The sequence below is a fragment of the Streptomyces sp. NPDC008317 genome (genome assembly GCF_042955955.1).
Classification (GTDB): domain Bacteria; phylum Actinomycetota; class Actinomycetes; order Streptomycetales; family Streptomycetaceae; genus Actinacidiphila.
Genome location: NZ_JBIBFQ010000005.1, coordinates 67,125 through 86,401, shown reverse-complemented (window position 1 = coordinate 86,401; position 19,277 = coordinate 67,125). Strand labels below are relative to the sequence as shown.

At 73.1% G+C, this 19,277-nt stretch carries 14 protein-coding genes and 2 pseudogenes; 9 read left to right on the top strand and 7 right to left on the bottom strand.

The window, feature by feature from the left end:
- Nucleotides 1-25: 25 nt before the first annotated feature.
- From ACFY9V_RS17510 to ACFY9V_RS17495, 4 genes and pseudogenes are all read right to left on the bottom strand, one after another.
- On the bottom strand, nucleotides 26-3,661 hold the full coding sequence (locus ACFY9V_RS17510) for an alpha-N-acetylglucosaminidase TIM-barrel domain-containing protein (protein ID WP_391161816.1): 3,636 nt from the start codon (nucleotides 3,659-3,661) through the stop codon (nucleotides 26-28).
- Nucleotides 3,662-3,896: 235 nt separating this feature from the next.
- Nucleotides 3,897-4,408, bottom strand: a pseudogene (locus ACFY9V_RS17505) (hypothetical protein).
- Between the two features lie 220 nt (nucleotides 4,409-4,628).
- Nucleotides 4,629-5,666, bottom strand: coding sequence for an alcohol dehydrogenase catalytic domain-containing protein (locus tag ACFY9V_RS17500; protein WP_391161815.1), 1,038 nt, complete (start codon nucleotides 5,664-5,666; stop codon nucleotides 4,629-4,631).
- A 127-nt stretch (nucleotides 5,667-5,793) separates the two neighbouring features.
- Nucleotides 5,794-6,255, bottom strand: a pseudogene (locus tag ACFY9V_RS17495) (alpha-L-rhamnosidase C-terminal domain-containing protein); the annotation flags it as partial.
- Nucleotides 6,256-6,637: 382 nt separating this feature from the next.
- Here ACFY9V_RS17495 and ACFY9V_RS17490 point away from each other — a divergent pair.
- The 8 genes from ACFY9V_RS17490 (at nucleotide 6,638) to ACFY9V_RS17455 (ending at nucleotide 15,850) form a co-directional block, all read left to right on the top strand.
- Entirely contained in the window at nucleotides 6,638-6,916 is a 279-nt protein-coding gene (locus ACFY9V_RS17490; RefSeq protein ID WP_355349093.1) for a hypothetical protein, read from the top strand.
- 204 nt (nucleotides 6,917-7,120) lie between these two features.
- Nucleotides 7,121-8,047, top strand: a complete 927-nt coding sequence (locus tag ACFY9V_RS17485; protein WP_391161814.1) for a hypothetical protein — start codon at nucleotides 7,121-7,123, stop codon at nucleotides 8,045-8,047.
- 597 nt (nucleotides 8,048-8,644) lie between these two features.
- Complete coding sequence (locus ACFY9V_RS17480; protein WP_391161812.1) at nucleotides 8,645-9,385, top strand: hypothetical protein; 741 nt, start codon at nucleotides 8,645-8,647, stop codon at nucleotides 9,383-9,385.
- 247 nt (nucleotides 9,386-9,632) lie between these two features.
- Nucleotides 9,633-10,382 carry a GPP34 family phosphoprotein gene (locus ACFY9V_RS17475; RefSeq protein WP_391161811.1) on the top strand — a complete coding sequence of 250 codons (750 nt, stop codon included), beginning with the start codon at nucleotides 9,633-9,635 and terminating at the stop codon, nucleotides 10,380-10,382.
- Nucleotides 10,383-10,507: 125 nt separating this feature from the next.
- Nucleotides 10,508-10,768 carry a DUF5133 domain-containing protein gene (locus tag ACFY9V_RS17470; RefSeq protein WP_391161810.1) on the top strand — a complete coding sequence of 87 codons (261 nt, stop codon included), beginning with the start codon at nucleotides 10,508-10,510 and terminating at the stop codon, nucleotides 10,766-10,768.
- A 112-nt stretch (nucleotides 10,769-10,880) separates the two neighbouring features.
- Nucleotides 10,881-11,063: a hypothetical protein gene (locus tag ACFY9V_RS17465; RefSeq protein WP_355349108.1), complete on the top strand. Its 183-nt coding sequence runs from the start codon at nucleotides 10,881-10,883 to the stop codon at nucleotides 11,061-11,063.
- A 293-nt stretch (nucleotides 11,064-11,356) separates the two neighbouring features.
- Nucleotides 11,357-14,329 carry a trehalase family glycosidase gene (locus tag ACFY9V_RS17460; protein ID WP_391161809.1) on the top strand — a complete coding sequence of 991 codons (2,973 nt, stop codon included), beginning with the start codon at nucleotides 11,357-11,359 and terminating at the stop codon, nucleotides 14,327-14,329.
- 264 nt (nucleotides 14,330-14,593) lie between these two features.
- The gene (locus tag ACFY9V_RS17455) at nucleotides 14,594-15,850 is read left to right on the top strand and encodes a peptidase S8 (RefSeq protein ID WP_391049934.1); all 1,257 of its coding nucleotides are present in this window, start codon (nucleotides 14,594-14,596) and stop codon (nucleotides 15,848-15,850) included.
- Nucleotides 15,851-15,923: 73 nt separating this feature from the next.
- On the opposite strand, the gene ACFY9V_RS17450 is transcribed toward ACFY9V_RS17455, so the two are convergent.
- Nucleotides 15,924-16,826, bottom strand: a complete 903-nt coding sequence (locus tag ACFY9V_RS17450; RefSeq protein WP_391161808.1) for an oxygenase MpaB family protein — start codon at nucleotides 16,824-16,826, stop codon at nucleotides 15,924-15,926.
- Between the two features lie 161 nt (nucleotides 16,827-16,987).
- On the opposite strand from ACFY9V_RS17450, the gene ACFY9V_RS17445 reads away from it, so the two are divergent.
- Nucleotides 16,988-17,584 (top strand): GNAT family N-acetyltransferase, encoded by a 597-nt coding sequence (locus ACFY9V_RS17445; protein WP_391161807.1) that lies wholly within the window; start codon nucleotides 16,988-16,990, stop codon nucleotides 17,582-17,584.
- Here ACFY9V_RS17445 and ACFY9V_RS17440 read toward each other — a convergent pair.
- Complete coding sequence (locus tag ACFY9V_RS17440; protein WP_391161806.1) at nucleotides 17,560-18,000, bottom strand: GNAT family N-acetyltransferase; 441 nt, start codon at nucleotides 17,998-18,000, stop codon at nucleotides 17,560-17,562. The genes ACFY9V_RS17445 and ACFY9V_RS17440 overlap by 25 nt on opposite strands.
- Before the next feature lie 61 nt (nucleotides 18,001-18,061).
- On the bottom strand, nucleotides 18,062-19,273 hold the full coding sequence (locus ACFY9V_RS17435) for an MFS transporter (protein WP_391049942.1): 1,212 nt from the start codon (nucleotides 19,271-19,273) through the stop codon (nucleotides 18,062-18,064).
- Nucleotides 19,274-19,277: the final 4 nt, after the last annotated feature.

The following is a 19,277-nucleotide window of genomic DNA, read 5'->3' as shown; positions in this document are numbered from 1 at the left end:
CGCACCCCGCCGCACCCCGTGGGCGTCAGGCCGCGCCCGTGACGGTGACCTCGGTGAGGTGGAAGGAGGTGTTGGCGGTGTTGCTGAGGCCGTCGACACGGATGTAGCGCGCCACGGCCGTGAGAGGGAACGTGTCCCCGGCGTCCGTGGCGACCGCTGCGGTGTTCTTGCCGCCGAGGGCGAACCAGCGGACGCCGTCGAGGCTGCCGGTCAACGTATAGGTGTAGGCGCGCTTGCCGTCCACGTAATTGCGGACGTTGACCGCCGACAGGTCGTGGGCCGCGCCGAGGTCGACCTGCCACCAGGTGTCGCCGCCGGCCATCGCGCTCGCCCAGTACGTCTTGTTGGTGCGGTCGCCGTCGACCGCCGCGGAGGGCGGGCTGCCCGCCTCGTAGGACAGGGCGGTCGTCGGCCTGCCGAGGCTCAGTACGGTGTCGCCCGAGGTGTCCCGCGCGGTGAACGGTGCCAGCGTCAGCCCGTCGAACCGCGCGGCGCCCTGGCGGTGGGTGGACGCGTTGACCGCGGAGAAGAGCAGACCGGCGTCCTCGGCGGGCGCGGCGCCGGGCAGCGGCGCCGACCCCACCCGGGTCCAGTCGGTGTCGTCCTGGCTGCACCAGCCGGTGAAGGTGTCGCCGTCGCGGCTGATCCGCAGGTGGACAGGACCGGTGAATCCGCCGCTCGACGCGGAGTGCTCAAGGGTTCCGTTGCCGTCGGCGTCCCACATGAACACGCAGCCGTGCTCCGGCGTGACGGCCAGATCGGCGTAACCGGGGCTTCCCGGCCGCGCGAGGTCGGCGCGCACGACGAGTCCGGCGCGCGCCCAGGGGCCGCTGTCGTCCTGCTCCAGCACCTCCGTGCCGACGGCCTGCCCGGAGGTCAGCCACCGCGGGCGGTAGACGGCGCCGTACTGGTCGGTGGACGCGCCGATGTCCGCGCCGCCCCCTGCCATGCCGAAGACGTCGCCGTGCTGGGCGAAGGCGATCGACGCGGGGGAAGCGGAGGACGCCGTGCGATACGGCTCGGCCACCGGTCCTGACACCAGGACGTCGGTCGTGTCGGCCGCGGTCGCCGACACCGCGTCGTCGGCTCCGCCCGGCGACCAGCGCACGGTCGCCGTCAGACGCGCCAGGCCGGCGGGTGCGGCGCCGCTCGGAATCGTCACGTCCCAGGCGGCGGTGGCCGTCCCGCCCGCGGGCACCGACGGCGTGGCACCGCCGACCGGGCGGACGGTGAAGCCGTCCGGCGCGGTCAGCGCGAAGCTCGCGGCGCCGGTGGACCACAGGGCGTTGTCGTTGGTGAAGACCGCGGTCAGCCGTACGGTCGCGCCGGGCGGCCCGGCCTTCGGGTCCGCGGCCAGGTCCACGTGCCCCGCCGGGTACGCGGCGACCTTCCGCGCCTGCTGATAGGCGTCGTCGGTGGGCGTGCTCCGATAGCGCGCCACCTTGTGGACCCATGTCGAGGCGACCGCGCGCCAGTCGACGGCCCGCGGCGGACCGCCGGTGCTGAGCGCGGTGCGGAGCGAGTCGAAGAACGTCCGCCAGCGCGCCCCGTAGTAGTCCCCGACCAGGCCGTTCCACTCGCGCCCCGCGTAGTCCTGGATCGGATGGGTCTCCGTCCAGTCGCTGACCAGCGTGCGCAGGTCGTACTCGAGGCGCCTGGCCTCCGCGGGAGTCGGTGCCTGCGCGGCGGCCTCCTTCTGCCAGACGCCGAACAGCGACGTGCCGTCGGCGCCCAGGAGCGTGTCCAGCAGATTCAGCTTGGTCATCCACTGCCCGCTGAGCGCGTCGAAGGCGGCGGTGTCGCGGGCGGTGTACGCCTGGCGGATGCGCGGCAGCAGCGTCCGGGTGTCGTTGGACAGCACCTGACGGCCGAGGTCCACGAGGTCGTACGTGTACGCGGTGCTGCCGCGCGACGGCTGTCCCACCCGGAGGAGTTCGCCGAACGCCCGCTGGACGTCCTTCGGGTCGTACGGGACCGAACCGGCCGTCGCGGACAGACCGGGCTGGATCGAGAAGATGCTGCTGGTGTGCCTGGTCCCGGCGTCGCCCGGCCAGGAGTACGCCGTACGGCCCAGGATCTGCCAGGCCGCCACCGCGTGCGGGTCGGCGGCCCCGTAGCGCGCCGTGGCGTACGCGGCCATCCAGGTGTCCATGTCGACCGCCGACGACTCCCACGCCAGATCGGCGAAGAACTCCACGGCGACCGGATTGTTGTCGATCGCCTCCGGCATCAACGCGATACCGCTCAGGGCCGTGCGGGGCTTGGCGAGCCACGCATGGAACTTCGTGTTCCACAGCGCCATGCTCGCGCCCATGTTGGTGTTGCCGCCGAAGTTCCAGATCGTGCCGAAGGCGTACGGGGTACCGAGGTAGTCCTGGTCGCGGTCGGTCGCGCCCGTGGTGTCGGAGTTGCCGTCGAGGACGAGCATGCGGGAGGTGTCGACGGCCCGGAGGGTCTCCTCGCGCGGGTTGCTCTCCCAGCCGAGGATGGCCCAGATCGCTCCGGGGTGGGCCCGGTCGAGGGCGTTCTGTACGGCCCGGGAGGCGTCGCCGACGTCGACGTCGCCCGCTTGGCCGCCCTCGTGCAGCAGGTCCATCTTGTACATCGAGCTGTCGCCGAACAGCTTGCTCTGCTCGCCGTAGAACGCGTCGGCGACCTGGCCGAACAGCGCCGTCGTCGGGTCCAGCCAGTCGGACCTGGGAAAGCCGTTCCAGGTTCCCTGCGCGATCACATGGGCTTCCGCGTTCTTCGCGGCGAAGCCCGGCGGGACGGTGCCGAAGTAGCCGGGCAGCACCGGAGTGAGGCCGAGCTGCCGCAGATAGCCGGTCATCCGGCGGCCGAGCGTCACCCGCTGGTCGAGGAGTTGCGCGCTGATCGGGCCGTTCTCGCAGCACATGTTCTGGAGCAGCCACCACGGCTGGTGGCCGGGCTGCGGGATCCAGGCGCGCATCTCGGCGTCGGAGTAGCCGAAGTGCTGGAAGGTCTTGTCGTAGACGGCCTCCTGCCCCTCGTAGACCAGCATCTCGTTGATGCCGTCGAGCGCCAGCACGTCGATCCGCCGCTGCCACTGCTGCCAGGTCGGATACGCGCCCGCGTACCCCTCGTCGGTGTCGTTGAGGGCGAAACGGTGGGCGACGTTCGCGGACCGGCCGATGGGGGAGGACGGCAGGGGCAGCCGGTCGGGCAGCCGCAGTTGCTCCCCGTTGAGCGAGATGTCGGCGTGGGCGACGACGCGCAGGTACTGGCCGAGTCCCGCGAGGAGCGTGCCCGGTGTGGTGCCGCTGATCCGCACCCGCCCGCCCGCCGCCTCGATCAGATAGCGGTCCTGGCCCGACCCGGCGGCGATGCCCCGCAGGTCGATCTGGCGCGCGTGATCGGGGCCGAGCAGGCGCGTGACGGCGGCTTCGGCGACCGAGGTGTCGACGGCGGAGGGCGCGGCGAGGGTCGCCGTGCGGGCTTTCCCCGTCGTCGCGTCATTCCCGGCGGGAAGCTCCCTGGGCCCGCTCGGCCCGCTCGGCCCGCTCGTCCCGGCGGACGCGGCGGGTCCTGCCACGACGGCGCCCGTGACGAGGGCCAGGAGAGTCGCCAGGACGGTGAGGAACGCCCTGACGCGTAAGGATCGGCCGCTGACGGCACGCGGGGCGAAGAGACGTGTGGACACGGATCTCTTTCCTGTCGAGGACCGGAACCGTAGGCAAACCGCTCGCAGAGTGAACTCCCCACCCGACCGTCCGTCAACAGGTACCACTCCCGTCACAGGGAGCTGATCTGACGCGCCGTAGGCGACGGCCACCACGGTGACCGGGATGTCCCGGCCAGGACCGCATCCGGCGGCGAGCCGCGCGGGCGCCGCACCACCGCGCGTGTGGCCGGGCAGGGCAGGGCCGTACGGTCACTCAGCGCTCCTGCCGGGACGGCGTCGGCGCGGTACGGGGGGCGGTCATGTCGAGCAGGAGCGTCGCGTCGTGGTCGGGGGTGCCGGGGGCGGCGGTGTAGATGCCCATGCGCTGGCCCGCGGTGCCTTCGAGGGCCATGCCCTGGAACGCGAGGGTGATCCTGCCGACCTGGGGGTGCTGGAAGGTCGTGGTGGCGGCCTTGCGGCCGGTGACGTCGTAGCGCTCCCACAGGCTCGCGAAGTCCGTTCTCTTGAGCAGGAGTTCGCCGACGAGCCGGGTGAGGCCGGGGGCGTCGGGGTCGGTCCCGGCCAGGGCGCGCAGCCGGGCGACACAGCCGTGGACCTGGCCCGCCCAGTCGGGGAAGACCTCGCGGGCGGCCGGGTGTAGTAGTCGATGCTGACCCCGGAGAGCGTGGCCAGTTCCTCGCGGCGCAGGCCGGGCGTGCGGCGGACCCCCGGACCGGGGGTGAGGCCGGCGGACCGCGGGCTGGTCTGGGTACGACGGGCGCGCAGGACAGAGCGGTTCGGCCTCGGGGCCGTCCAACGCCCAGCCGCGGCCGGTGCCCGACCGCCCGAAGCTCATGCACCCCAGGGCGATACGGCTGATCTTGAGTCCTGAGCTTCCCAGGTTGGGGTACTCCATGGGTCCATGGAATACCCGGCGCACGCGAAGAGGGAGGCCGTGACACGGCCTCCCTCCGTCCCTCACCGCATCGGTCCCGCGGGGGAGCGGCTACGGAATGACGAGCGTTTTGAGCGCGGTGCGTTCGTCCATGGCCCGGTACCCCTCGGGTACGTCCTCCAGCGACACGGTCTGGTCGAAGACCCGGCCGGGGTCGACCGTGCCGTCCAGCACCCCGGGCAGCAGCTCCTCGATGTAGGCGCGCACGGGAGCCGGGCCACCGGTCAGGGTGACGTTGGGGCCGAAGAGGCTGCCGAAACCGACCGGCGCGTTCGCGTACTGCGGGACACCGACCCGGCTGATCACTCCGCCGGGGCGGACGACGCCGACGGCCGTCTCGTACGCGGGCATGTGGCCGACCGCCTCCAGGACGGCGCGGGCGCCGTGTCCTCCGGTCAGTTCGCGGACCTTGGCGATCCCCTCCTCGCCGCGCTCGGCGACGACGTCGGTGGCGCCGAATTCACGGCCCAGGTCGGTGCGGACCTTGTGGCGGCCCATGAGGATGACGCGCTCGGCGCCGAGCCGCCTGGCGGACAGCACCGCGAGCAGGCCCACGGCCCCGTCACCGATGACGGTGACGCTGTCGCCGGGACGTACCCGCGCCTGCTTGGCGGCGTGATGGCCGGTGCCGTACACGTCGGCCAGCGTCAGTAGCGACGGCAGCAGCGCGGTGTCGACTCCGGTGGGCAGCTTCACCAGCGTGCCCTGGGCCTGCGGGACGCGGACCGCCTCGGCCTGGGCGCCGCCGACGCCGCCCGCCGCGAAGAAGCCGCCGTGCGGGCACGAGGTGTGCAGGCCCGCGCGGCAGAATTCGCAGGTGTTGTCGGCGAAGGCGAACGGGGAGACCACCAGGTCGCCCACGCTCAGTCCCGAGACCTCGGCGCCCAGGTCCTCGACGACGCCCAGGAACTCGTGCCCCATGGGGACCGGGCCGTCCGTGGCGGACAGGCTGTGGAAGGGGTGCAGGTCACTGCCGCACACACAGGAACGGACGACGCGTACGACCGCGTCGGTGGGCTGCTCGATCGTCGGGTCCGGCGCGTCCTGCACGCGCACGTCCCCGGCCTTGTACATGAACGTTGCCCGCATGGGGGTACGTCTCGCTCTCTGCCTGGAAGGGTGCATTCGCAGACCTGCTGATCAGGTCTCTTTCAGCGTGGCACCCACGCGCGGACGGGCCCAGGGAGAGATCTCTCCCCCCTAGGGCCGGACGCGGTCATGGCCGGGGCGCGGGGGAGGAGGGGAGCGAGAACGCATGGCGTCCCGAGCCCACGCCGAAGGGCGCCCGGCCGTCGGGGAGGCGCACCTCGGCGGGGGTGTTCGGCGGGACCACGGCCGTGACGGTGAGGGCGCCGCCCTCGGTCCGCCAGCCGGCCTCCGCCCTGCCGTACGGCGTCTCGTGCGCGGCGCGGGCCCGGGTGAGACCGGCGCCGGGCACGGGCGCGACGCGGATGTGCCGCCGGCCGGGGGAGGCAGCGGCGAGCCCGGCGACCGTGCGGTGCAGCCAGTCGGCGACGGCGCCGAGCGCGTAGTGGTTGAACGACGTCCCCCCGCCCGGATTGACGGAGCCGTCCGGCGGCACGGAGTCCCAGCGTTCCCCCACCGTCGTGGCGCCCATGGTGACCGAATACGGCCAGGACGGGCAGTCGCGCTCCAGCAGCATGCGGTCGGCGAGTTCGGGCTCGCCCGCGCCCCGGCCGCGCTGCCGCGCTTACACAACGACGGGGCGGCGGCGGGCGGATGACCGGGGGGCGGGGACACCGAGCAGGTGGGCGGCTCGGCGGGGAATCGGGTCCTCCTCGGCCGGCTCTGGCGCACGAGCCTGCCCGTCGGGGCGGCTCGCAGGGGTGCGCGCTCCATGGTGACGGGAACACCCGCCCGCGGGCACCCGCCCGCGGGCGGTGCGGAACGGGAAGCGGCGGCGGCCGGGTCCGGCAAGGGCACTCGCCGCCGACCGGCGCCGTCCCGCCGCGCTCGCGGATTCGCACGCCGGACGCGGTCAGGGGACACCGACCTGGAAAACGTGCGCGAGCCGCGGTGCGGAACGTAGTCTCGAACACGTGAGTCGGCTGACGGGTGTTGAGCAAGAAGAGTGCGTGCGGTGCGCGGAGCTGGAGGCCCGGTTCAGGGATCCGTCGACCGTCAACCCCGGTGCGTATCTTTACGGTTGGGCCACCCACCAGCTCGACGACCACGACGCCGAGCCGGAACCCCTGCCCGACTGCCCCGAATGCGGCAAGTACGCGGCGGGACCCGGCACCGTCCACGCGCGGGTCTGGCAGCGCTGGGCGCGGACGCACTACATGCAGTGCACGCTCGCCCCGTACTGGAAGCCGTAGCGGGAGTCCGGCGGAAACCGTTCGCACCGCCACTGAGCTGGGAAGACAGCGTGCTGAGAGTCGGCCGCTGCGGGCTCCGGAACGGTCCCGGATGGCGCAATATGGACATATCGGATGTCATGGTACTAAGCGTGCGTCTCTCGTGACGCACAGCGACCGCCGGGGAAGTCTCACCCCTGGTAGTTCGGCAAAGGAATACGCACCATGTCATCTGATCCCAGCTCATCCCACGACGAGCGATCCCCCATAGCCACGCGCGACGAGCCCAGGCACACCCTGCTCCGCACCGCGGCGACCACCCGCCCGCTGGCCGAAGTGGCCAGTCTGGTCAACCTCCTCAAGCAGAACGGCGAGTCGCCGAGTCCGGCCGACGAGGCACTACGGCTGGCCGCCGTGTCCCGACCGGTCGACGAGGTACGGCAGTTGGTCGTCCTGCTCAACGAACCGCCGCACGCGGACGGCGAGGCCGGTACGACCCTGCGCGCGGCGGCGATGGGCCGTCCCATCGAGGACGTCGCCCACCTGGTCACCATCTTCGGCCCGGAGAGCGACGGCTCGCCGATCCGCGGCCCGGAGCCGACCGGCCCCGACACGTCAGGGCACGCCTGGCCGGAACAGCGACCCGAGGGGGAGGGGCAGGGCACCGACGAGCCGCCCGCCACGGGCGGCGGCGCGGGCCGCCTCGCCGGGCGCCGCCCCGGCTCGGGCCCCGCGCGGACCCGCCGCGCGGCGCCCGCCCTGGCCTCCGTCCTGCGCTGGCCCGCCGCCGTCGCGCTCCTCGCGGTCGCCGCGATCCACCTGCCCACCGACATCGCGGGCCTGCGCGCCGGCGACCTCGCGGCGGGTGTGTCCCTGGCCATCACCGTCCTCTGCCTGGTCCTGGCGGTCATGCTGACCGTGCAGGACACGGTCTGGACGTGGGCGGCCAGCGCGACCGCGGCCGTGGGCACGCTGGTGCTGCACTCGCTCGCCGCCGGCTTCGGGCCCGTGCACCTGCTCAGGGACAGCCTCGGCCGGTCCTTCGCCGGGTCCACCACAACGGTGCTGGCCTGCGCCGCGGTGGCGGCGGCCCTGGCGGGCTCCGCGCTGCTCCGCAGGCACAAGCCCACGGTCGCCGCGACCGACGCCTGACGGCCCACAGGCGGTGCCAGCGGGCTGATGCTGACGGCCCGCAGGCGGTGCCAGCGGGCTGACGCTGACGGCCCGCAGGCGGTGCCAGCGGGCTGACGCCCGGCCGGTGCCGCCACGAATGGCGGCGGTCATTCGCCCGTCGGCGTGCGTGCGGCCGCCACGTGTGCCAAGGTAGAAGAGGTCCCGCAGCCACCCCCCCCGGCTGCGGGACCTTCGCTTGTCCGTTCCGCGGGTCCCGCGACGCGACGCCACGGCCCTCGGCCGCGCCCTGTGCGGACGCACGTCCTCCGCATACGCGTACGAACCGACGCCCCCTGCCCCGGCCCCCGCGCCGGGGCATCGTGCTGCCGCCCGGGCCCCCGCCGGACCCCGACACGCGCCCCCGCCGCGCCCCGTCCTCCCCTTCCCGCCCGTCCCTCCCGTGCCGCCTGGACGATTCGGGCGTTGCCGGGGCACGACAGGGCGTACGGTCACTGGTGCGCCGAGCGGGGCGGCGGCGACAATCTGCTGACCAGGCGATCGACGTGTGCAGCGCACGACGGACCACACCAACGCGCACCGCCGGACGCACGACCGGGCGCACCGCGAGGAGCAGCCGTGATATCCGAGCCGGAACTGACGGGCGGACTCGACGAGCCCACGCCCGCGGACATGGTCTCCGACGGGGACCCCGCCCCCCGACCGGCCGCCTTCGGCCCGGGCGGCAGGCGCCTGTGGGCGGTCGGCCTCGGCGGCGCCCTCGTCGCGTCCGCCGCGTGGGCGGGCGGCCTGTACGCGTACGGCCCGCGGCACAGCGGCGCACCGGACATGCACGGCTACGTCCTGCACGGCAGCCCGTGCGCGGGACTCACCCTCAAGCCGCTCACCGACGCGCTCAAGGCCACCGACACCCAGACCGTCTCACCCGCGGTGGTCCACCTCGGCCCCGCGCTCGACCAGATCCGCTGCACGATCGAGACCACGTCACCGATCCCGCTGCGCGGCGGCACGGCGCGTTACGAGGTGGTCGTCGGCGTCGACCTGCACAAGGCGACCGACCCCGCCGCCGAATTCGAGGACCAGCGCGATCTCGACACCGCCGACCTCATCCCCGTCACGACCACCGAATCCGTCCCCGACCTCGGGGACAAGGCGTACTTCCTCACCATCAACGCGGGGTCGCAGCAGCTCAAAGTCCTCGACGGCGGCGCGGTGTTCACCCTCACCCTCAACGGCTACAACTACCTCGCCACCAGCGTGGACGGGCAGCAGGGCGACAGCACCTCCGAGACCGACCTGCGGGCGTACCAGCCCGCGCTGATCGCCACGGTGCGCAACGTGATGAAGGGGCAGAAGTAGCGGGCACGGCAACGGTGACGTCCCGGACGGACATGACAGTCGGGGCGGAGGCGGCGGCCACGCCGACCCGGGCCCTCGCCCCTATCGGGTGTCCTTGAGAGCCCCGCCGCCGGAGTACCCGCCGGGTCGCGGTCGCGTTGGGTAGTTTTGTGGCACGTCCTTCACAGCGGTCCAGGCCGGACCGCCTCCGGGCCGGCGACCGCCGTCCGGCGGCCCGGCCGCGCCGCCCACGATGCGGAGCAGCGCGATGACCACACCACGAGACCTGATCGTCGTCGCCATGGACGTGCCGCCCGACCTCCTCGTGGACCGCGGCGACCTCTCCCTCGCCCTGGCCGGGGCCGAGCTGATCGACCTCATCGCGGCGAAGGAACTGACGCTGCGCGGCGACCGCGTGGTGCCCGTACCCCGGCCGGGGGGTGAGCGGCGCACCGCGGACCGGCTGCTGGAGGAGGCGCTGACGGCGTACGAGACGGCGACGCGCTCCGCGGAGGCCGCCGACCGCGACCCGGGCAAGGCGACGGAAAGAGCGGCGGGCGAGGCGGGGGACAGGCCGACCGGGAAGCGGGCGCAACCGGCCGCGGAGAGCGGCGCGGACGACAATCCGGGGGAGCGCGTCGAGGACTGGCTGTGGCGCCGGGGCCGGGACCTGCCGACCGCGTACATCGCCGCGCTTGAAGAGGACGGCACGCTGGTCCCCGAGCGGCACCGGCGCTGGGGCCTGCTCCCCACCAGCCGACGCGTCCTCGCCGACACGCCGGGTCGGCGCCGGGCGGCCCAGCACTGGGCGTCGGACGCGCCGGTCCTCAGGGCGCTCGCCACCCTCATCGGGGTCAAGGGCGACGAGCCGCCGCCGGACGAGGTCCCCACGGGCAGCCCGTCGCGGGTGGTGCTGCGCGCACTCCGGCACGCCGTCGAGGAGTTGGCCGAGGAGCGCCGTCTGCGCACCACCCGACTCGATCGCGCCAACGCCACCTACCGCAGCCGCGGTTACTGACGGTCTGACGGTCGGTCACCCGCTCCCGATCAATCACGATTTAGGGGAGTGGACGGCCTGTTACGGGGTAGGCGACTCTTGCCCCGTGACACGGGGTGAGCAATTTTCCACGAGAGGCTGTGACGATGTCGGCCCACCCTGCCGCGCTGCGTGAACTGGTCGAGCGGTACGAGCACTTGAATTCCCAGAGCCCCGAGGTCCGCTCCGAGCCGCGGATCCGCGACCTCCTGCGTGACACCGCCTACACACTGTGCGTGGCGACCGGCACCGGCGAGATCGGCGCCGCGCTGGCCGCCGCCCGCGCCCTGCTCGCCGAAGCCGGGGACGCCGAGGCGCTGGACGACGAGGCCGGAGACGCGACCACCGCCCTCGAAGCGGCGGCTTAGGGCCCCTCCCGAACCCCACGTCACCTCCCGCGCCCACGGGCGGCGGTACACGGACCGGCACATATCAGCTCCAAACCCGTTGTGAACCGGCCCGACGGGGCACACTCACCGCATGGCTGATCTTGACGACGACCCGGTGATGGTCTGCGCCGAATGCGGGCGCACCAGCGACTGGAACCCCACGACCTTCTGCTCGTGGGCGTGCTTCGACACCGAGCCGCGGCCGGGCGCACCCGAGGCGATGGCGTACTTCACCGGCGCGGCCCCCGAGGACCCGGCCGACAGCGAGGAGTGAAAGGCGGCCTGCGCGCTGCCCCCCTCGCGTCCCGGTGTGCCGACAAGGCGGTCCCAGTCCGCCGCCAGCCCGCCCCGCCATGCCGTCCCGCCCGCCGCGATACGAGCCCGGCCCCCGCCCCTGGCGTGACGCTCGCGGTCACCCCCCGACGCGACGGCCGCGCCCGCCCCCCCTGTCCGATCCCTTGACGCGCGGGAGAGCGCTCTCATATGTTCCCCACGCACCGCATGAATGAAACGATTCACTCGCGTCTGCCGTTGAGTCACCCCCCACCTCGCACGGAGGCCGGAGCCATGCCCTTCCCCCACCCCCCAGGGCGACGATCGCCCTTATCCGCTTCCCGCCGCTTCAGGGTCGCGCTGTTCCTCGCGACCCTGTGCGCCGCCGTCGGCCTGTCGACCACGCCGCCCGCGTCCGCCGATGCCCGCACCTCTGATGCCCGTACCGCCGCGGCCCCCGCGGTTCCGGCCGCCGCCCCCACCGGGCTCGCCGGCCGGTCGGCGGGCGACGCGTACATCTACGCCCCGCACAGCAGGACGCTCGCCCCGGTCGCGGTCAAGGGCACGTCCGGGTCCGTCACCTCACCGGGGAACGTGCTGTCGGGCGCCTCGACCCGCATCTCCGGGACGAACGCGTATCTGGTCCTCGACTTCGGCAAGGAGGTCGGCGGGCTGGTGACGCTGAGATTCGCCGGGGCGAGCGGCAGCGGGCAGCGGGTCGGCCTGGCCTTCAGCGAGTCGTCGCTGTACGTCGGCCCGGTCAGCGACTTGAGCAGCGGCACCGTGTACTCCGGTTCCGGCACCGACGGCGCGCTGACCGCGACCGTCGACGGCGCGGGCACGTACACCATGCCGACCGACAAACTGCGCGGCGGCTTCCGCTACTTGACGGTCTTCATGGGGACGTCCGGCTGGGTGGACCTCAACGGGGTCTCGCTGGCGTTCACCGGCGCGGCCGGGATGAGCGACCCCGCCGCGTACGCCAACTACTTCTATTCGAGCGACCCGCTGCTGAACAAGATCTGGTACGCCGGGGCCTACACCGTCCAGATGGACACGATCGCGCCCGACACCGGCCGCGCCTATCCGCCGCCCGCCTCCGGGTGGGAGAACAACGCCGTGATCGGCACGGGCGCGGGCATCCTCAGCGACGGCGCCAAGCGCGACCGCGCCGTCTGGCCCGGCGACCTCGGTGTGTCGACACCCACCGAATACGTCTCGACCCATGACATCGCGTCCACCAAGAACGCCCTCAACAGCCTCTACCAGCACCAGAATTCCTCGACCGGTGAGCTGGAGTACGGCGGTCCGGCCGTCAACTTCTACGGCTCCGACACCTATCACACATGGACGCTCATCGGGTCGGCGTCGTACTACACCTACTCCGCCGACAAGGCGTGGCTGGACTCGGTGTGGAGCCGCTACCGGCTCGGCATGTCCTTCATCACCGCGAAGATCGACGGCAACGGCCTGCTGAACGTCACCGGGGCCAACGACTGGGCGCGCGGCGGCCAGGGCGGCGAGAACATCGAGGCCAACGCGCTGCTCTACGCGGCCCTCACCAGCGGTGCGACGCTCGCGTCCGTCGAGGGGGACACGGCGGACGCCACCGCCTGGCGTCAGCGCGCGGCCACCGTGAAGTCCGCCGTCAACCAGCGGCTCTGGAACGGCGCGGTCGGCCTCTACCGGGACAACCCGACCAGCACGCTCTATCCGCAGGACGGCAACTCGCTCGCGGTCTGGTACGGGCTGACCGACAGCGCGGACAAGGACACCGCCATCGCGCACGCGCTCGCCGCCCGGTGGAACGACCACGGCGCGGCCAGCCCCGAGAAGGACGGCGGCGCCATCGGCACCTTCCCCGGATCGATGGAGGTCCAGGCCCACTTCGCGGCCGACGACGACATCAACGCGCTGGCCCTGATCCGCCGCGAGTGGGGCTACATGCTGGGCAGCCCCACGGGCACGGGAAGTACGTTCTGGGAGGGGTTCCGCTCCGACGGGTCCTTCGACTACGGCGGCACGTACATGAGCCTGGCGCACGGCTGGGGGACCGGACCGACCTCCGCCCTCACCTTCTACCTGCTGGGCCTGTCCCCGACCGGCACCGCTGCCTACGACTTCGTGCCGCACCCCGGCGACCTCGCCCACACCGAGGGCACCATCACCATGCCGCAGGGCACGGTGACCGGCTCCTGGGACCGGGACACGGCCGCGGGCACCCTCACCGAGTCGCTGACGAGCCCGGCGGGGACCACCGGCCGGATCGGCGTACCCACCAACGGCTCCGCCGACGCCACCGTCACCGTCAACGGCGCCACCGTGTGGAGCGGCGGCGCCTTCCACCCGGGCGCGGGCATCAACGGCGGGTCGAGCGACGGCCGTTACGTCTACCTCACCGGCGTCCCCGCCGGGACGTACGCGGTGTCCGCCACCGGCCTCGGCGCCCCCGTGCCCTTCGCCACCTCGGTCGCGGGCACGACGCTGCCGACCGGCTACACCCTGTGCGCCGTCGAGGGCGGCACCTGCACCCCGTCCGGCAGCCAGGTCATGGCCTACGGCGCGGGCGCGTACGCCTACCGGTCCGTCAGCGGCGCGACGCTCTGCGCGGCCTCCGCCTTCGGCGGCGCCGACCCGGCCTACGGCGTACTGAAGTCCTGCTACCTCGCCCCGTCCGGCGGCCCCGCGGGCTACACCTCGTGCGCGGCGGAGAAGGGGACCTGCGCGGTCAGCGGCACCCGGGAAGTCGCCTATGGCGCGAACGGCGCCTTCCGCTTCCAGGTGGTCACCGGCAGCGTCGCCTGCACCAACGACGCCTTCGGCACCGACCCGTTGTACAACACGGCCAAGAGCTGCTGGGCCGCCCCGAACGGGCCGCCCGCGGGCAACTGGACGCAGTGCGCGGCCGAGAAGTCCGTCTGCGCGGCCACCGGATCGCAGCCCGTCGCGTACGGCGCCGCGGGCGCGTTCTGGACCGGCCGCTCCAACGGCCCGACGACCTGCGGCAACGACACGATGGGGGTCGACCCGGTCTTCGGCGTGGCCAAGAGCTGCTCCACGTACGCGGGCGCCCCGCCCGGCTTTCCGGCGACCTGCTCGGCGGAGAACGGCAGTTGCGCCTTCACCGGCCGCAGGACCGTGGCGTACGGGGCGGCGGGCGACTACCTCTACGCGACGTTCACCGGGGGCACGCCCTGCACCACCGCGGCCTTCGGCGGCGGTGACCCGATCCCGAACGTCGCCAAATCCTGCTACCTGACGTCGTAGGGCGGACCCAAGCGGCGGACCGCGCAGGGGAGTTGCGAAACCACGCAAGTGGAATCCATGCATCCTGCGCGGTCATTTCTCGACCACGTCTTCCCCAAGGCGAACTGACGAAGGCAAAGCGGAGGTAGAGACTTCGCCCGGTCCCTGTATTGACGTGACCGCGTCACCCATAGTGGCGGTTCGGTGCCTCAGTCACCCCATCTGGCACCGCAGGCACCACTGCATCCGCAGGCCCCCAGGTAACCCACCACAGGAGGCAGTTCGTTGCGCATCACCCTGAATCCGGCGATACGTCGCGCCGGTCTACCCCTCACAGCGGTCGCCGCTCTGGCCGCTTCCGCGCTGGCCCTCACCCCGTCCGCCGTCGCGCAGACGCCGGCCGCCGCGCAGCCCGTCCACACCGCGCGGGCCTGTGCCACGCCCGCCAAGGCGGGCGACATGGCCTGTAAGGCGCTGCGCGTCACCAGCGGCACCGTGCACGCCGCGCGGACCACCACGGTCTCGCCGGACGCGGCCACCGCCGCCACGCCGTCGGGCTACGGTCCCACCGACCTGCGCGCCGCCTACGGCCTCACCTCGGCGGCGTCCACCAACGGCAGCGGCGAGACGGTCGCGATCGTCGACGCGTACGACGACCCCAACGCCGCCAGTGACCTGGCCGCCTACCGGTCGTACTACGGTCTGCCCGCCTGCACGGTGGCCAGCGGCTGCTTCAAGAAGGTGAGCCAGACCGGCTCCACCACGTCCCTGCCCAGCGCCGACTCGGGCTGGGCCGAGGAGATCTCCCTCGACCTGGACATGGCCAGCGCCATCTGCCCGAAGTGCAACATCCTCCTGGTCGAGGCCAGTTCCGCCTCCATGGCCAACCTCGGCAAGTCGGTCAACGAGGCCGTCGCCCTGGGCGCGAAGTTCGTCTCGAACAGCTACGGCGGTTCCGAGTCGTCCTCCGACACCAGCTACGACTCCTCGTACTTCAACCACCCCGGTGTCGCGATCACCGTCAGCGCCGGTGACTCCGGCTACGGCGCCGAGTACCCCGCGGCCTCGAAGTACGTGACCGCCGTCGGCGGCACCAACCTCAAGAAGTCGTCCACGACCCGCGGTTGGACGGAGACGGTCTGGTCCGGCTCCGGCTCCGGCTGCTCGGCCTACGACGCCAAGCAGTCCTGGCAGAAGGACACCGGCTGCTCCAAGCGGACCATCGCCGATGTCTCGGCGGTCGCCGACCCGGCCACCGGTGTCGCGGTCTACGACTCCTACGGCGTCACGGCCGGCTGGTACACCTTCGGCGGCACCAGCGTCTCCTCGCCGATCATCGCCTCGGTCTACGCGCTGGCGGGCAACCCGTCCTCCGGCTCGTACCCGACGTCCTTCCCGTACGCCCACACCACGGCGCTCAACGACGTGACCAGCGGCTCCAACGGAAGCTGCTCCGGCAGCTACCTGTGCACCGGCAAGGCCGGTTACGACGGTCCGACCGGTCTCGGCACCCCGGCCGGGACGACGGCCTTCGCGGGCTGACCTCCCGTTCTCGCGGGCGGGGCGGACCGACACCGGTCCGCCCCGCCTGTGCGCCGTCTTCCGGCCCCGCCCGTCAGCCTTCTGACGGCCCGTCGGACCGCGCGGCGGCCTCCGGAGCCATCGCCCAGCGGATCGTCCTGGTCAGACCGTGTCCCGCGAGCCGGACGCCGGTCGCCTCGGTGATCGGCAGATACGGCAGCCGCAGCGGGCTGCGGGCCCACGAAGGAAGCAGCCCCACCGCGCCCGCGGCCAAGATCGCGTACGGGCCGCGGGCGGCCCACGGCAGCGGCGGGTCGAGCAGCAGGAAACGCGCGGCGTCCCGCGCCTCGGCCGTGGACCGCAACTCCGGCCGGTACGCGGCGAGCCGGGCGGTCAGCGCCGCCTGGTCGCGCGGCGGGTCGAGGACACCGAGGGCCTCCGCGACCCGCGCGGTGTCCGCCACGTAGGCGTCGCAGCCCGCCGCGTCCAACGGCCGTGCCCCGTACCGCTGATGAGCGCGCAGGAAGCTGTCCACCTCGGCGACGTGCACCCAGCCCAGCAGATGCGGATCCGAGGCCCGGTACGGCTCCCCCTCCGCGGTCGTGCCGCTGACGCGCGCGTGCACCGCCCGTACCTGCTCGACGGCCTGCCGCGCGTCCTCGGCGGTGCCGAAGGTCGTGACCGCGAGAAAGGTGCTGGTGCGCTGGAGCCGGCCCCACGGATCTCCCCGGTAGCCGGAGTGCGCGGCGACCGCGGCCATCGCCAGCGGATGCAGCGACTGCAACAGCAGCGCACGCAAGCCCCCGATGAACATCGACGCGTCACCGTGCACCACGCGGATCGGCCGCTCGGGGCCGAACCACCGCGGCCCCCGCGCGTCCTGGATGCGCGCCCGGTTCTCCGGTCCCGAGGGCCCCGCCACCCGCGCCAGCAATTCCGCGCGCAACCGCTGCCGCACGGCTGCGACGCCGGGAATGTCCAGAATACTGACGGCCATGTCGCCACTGTACGACTCGGGCGTGAACGCGGTCGCGCGGGGAGGTGTCGGCGAGGTCCCGCCGGAGATGATGTGGGACGGAAACAGGCGGCCGGACCCCGGCGGTACCCGGGCGCGGCGGCCCACGGACGGAAGCACCTGCGCGGGAGAGGCGGAACGCGATGACGACGGCTGAGGCGGGCGCGCTCGGGGACGGGCTGCGCATCGAGCGGGCGCGAGCGCTGGACCCCGGAGCGGCGCACGCGCTGCTGGCCCCGCTGGTCCAGGGCGGCGCCCCGCTCGGCTGGCTGGAGCCGCCCGGCCCCGACGAGGTCACGGCCCTCCTCGACCGGGTCCTGACCGCCGTACGGGCCGGTGACGGGTCGCTGCGCGCCGCGTATCTCGGCGAGGACCTGGTCGGTTTCGGCTACTGGCTGCGGTACACCCGCCCCACCCACCGCCCCCACGCCGACCTGGAGCGGCTCGCGGTGGACGGCGCCGCCCACGGCCACGGCATCGGCCGCGCCCTGACCGCGGCGCTGGTCGCCGACGCCCGCCGGGCCGGGATCGAAGTGCTCACCCTCGACGCCCGTGGCGACAACACCCGCGCCATCGGCCTCTACGAATCACTGGGCTTTCGTGAGTACGGCCGCCTGCCGGACTTCGTGGCGGTCGGGCCGCGCCGCTACGACAAGGTGTTCCACATGCTCGACCTGCGCCCCGGCCGCCACGGCGGCGGCGCGGAGGACGCCGCTCAGGGCAGCCGCAGCGTCACGTAACGGATCGTGTCGCCCGGCAGCAGATACCGCTCGACCTCGACGAAGCCCCGCGTGAGCGCGAAGCGCAGCCCGTCCTCATTGGACTCCAGCACCACCGTCTCGACGGCGCCCGGCCGCAGCTCCCGCGCGTGCGCGAGCCCGCGCGCGTACAGCTCCCGGCCGAAGCCCCGCCCCCGGTGTGCGGTGAGGACCCGCGCGATGACCGTGACCACCGGCTCGTCGTCGGTCGGCGGCCGTACCGTCGTGTTTCCGACCAGGACGTCGCCGAGGTAGGCGACCTCCAGGAGGTGGCGTCCGCTGCGCTCCCGGACGTCGTCCAGGGACAGCGGATGCGTGGGGATGACCGTGTTGTGGACGGCGCGCCAGTCCTGGACGAAGGCGTCGGGGCGCACGCGTTCGATGCGAAGTGTGCTCACCTGCACAGCGAAGCGGGCGCGCCCCGAGGCGTCAACCGTGATTCGGGGCGCGGCCCGCGGCTCAGGCGGTCGACGTCCAGCGGATCTGCGTGCTGCACAGGGACACGACCAGCGCCGAGGCGGCCACGGCGCCCAGGCCCCAGACCAGACCGGTCGCGTTGGCGATGAAGCCGATCACCGGCGGCCCCGCGAGCAGCCCCGTCGTGCCCATCGTCGCGACCAGCGTCAGCGCGTCCGAACCCTGACCGGCCGCCGCCACGTACACGCACGGCGTCACGGCGGCGATGCCCAGGCCGACCGCGGCGAAGCCGATCAGCGCCGGGACCACGCCGCCGCTGAGCAGCGCGATGGCCAGGCCCGCCGCGGCCAGGGCGCTGCCCGCGCGGACGATCAGGCCGTCACCCCAGCGGCTGCGCCAGCCGTCGGCGAAGAGCCGGGCGAGCACCATCATGACCGAGACGACGGCGATGCCCATGGGCGCCAGTTCGGCCGAGGCCTTGGCGACGTCCTTCATGTAGATCGCCGACCAGTCGTTCATCGCACCCTCGGTGACCGTGCCGAAGGCCATCGCGCAGCCCATCCACAGGGTCATACGGGCGGGCAGTGTCCACTTGCCGCGGCTCTTGGCACCCCGTTCCTCCGCGACCGCGACCGCGTCCTCCTTCTGCTCCTGCGCCTCGGCCGCCTCGTCCTTGGCCGCGATTTGCTCTTGCGTCAGCAGCCCGGTCCTGGCGTACGCGGTCAGCAGGAGCAACAGGACGGCGGCGGCGCCGAAGTGCACCGCCATCGTCGAGGTGACGGTGTTCATTCCGGAGGCGAGCAGGGCCGCGCCGAGCGAGCCGCCGCTGAAGGTCGCGTGCAGCTTGGCCATGGCGTTGCGCCGATGGACGGCCTCCAGCGCCGCGCCCTGCGCGTTCATCGCCACATTCAGGCAGGCCACGAGCACCCCGTCACAGCCCATGACGAGCAGCGCGACCGGGTAGTTCGGCATGACGGACAGCGGGATGAGCAGCAGCGTCAGGCCGACGGCCGAGAGCAGCGACAGCAGCCGCGAGCCCAGCCGCCGCATCAGCATCGCCACCAGCGGGAAAGCGGCGGCGGCGCCGATGCCGGTTGCCATCAGCAGCAGCCCCACCTGCGCGGCGGTCAGGTCCAGATGCGCCTTGATCGCGGGCAGCCGCGACGCCCAGGTGGCGTACTGGAAACCCAGCGAGAAGAAGAGCGCCCCGATCGCCAACTGCCCGCGCCGGAACGGATCGTGAACGTGCAACACAGGC

Bases quoted from the DNA above. Each gene is read 5' to 3' on its own strand.
- ACFY9V_RS17500 (WP_391161815.1), bottom strand. From the start codon at position 5,666: ATGCGGGCAACGTTCATGTACAAGGCCGGGGACGTGCGCGTGCAGGAC.
- ACFY9V_RS17485 (WP_391161814.1), top strand. From the start codon at position 7,121: ATGTCATCTGATCCCAGCTCATCCCACGACGAGCGATCCCCCATAGCC.
- ACFY9V_RS17475 (WP_391161811.1), top strand. From the start codon at position 9,633: ATGACCACACCACGAGACCTGATCGTCGTCGCCATGGACGTGCCGCCC.
- ACFY9V_RS17470 (WP_391161810.1), top strand. From the start codon at position 10,508: ATGTCGGCCCACCCTGCCGCGCTGCGTGAACTGGTCGAGCGGTACGAG.
- ACFY9V_RS17465 (WP_355349108.1), top strand. From the start codon at position 10,881: ATGGCTGATCTTGACGACGACCCGGTGATGGTCTGCGCCGAATGCGGG.
- ACFY9V_RS17460 (WP_391161809.1), top strand. From the start codon at position 11,357: ATGCCCTTCCCCCACCCCCCAGGGCGACGATCGCCCTTATCCGCTTCC.
- ACFY9V_RS17450 (WP_391161808.1), bottom strand. From the start codon at position 16,826: ATGGCCGTCAGTATTCTGGACATTCCCGGCGTCGCAGCCGTGCGGCAG.
- ACFY9V_RS17445 (WP_391161807.1), top strand. From the start codon at position 16,988: ATGACGACGGCTGAGGCGGGCGCGCTCGGGGACGGGCTGCGCATCGAG.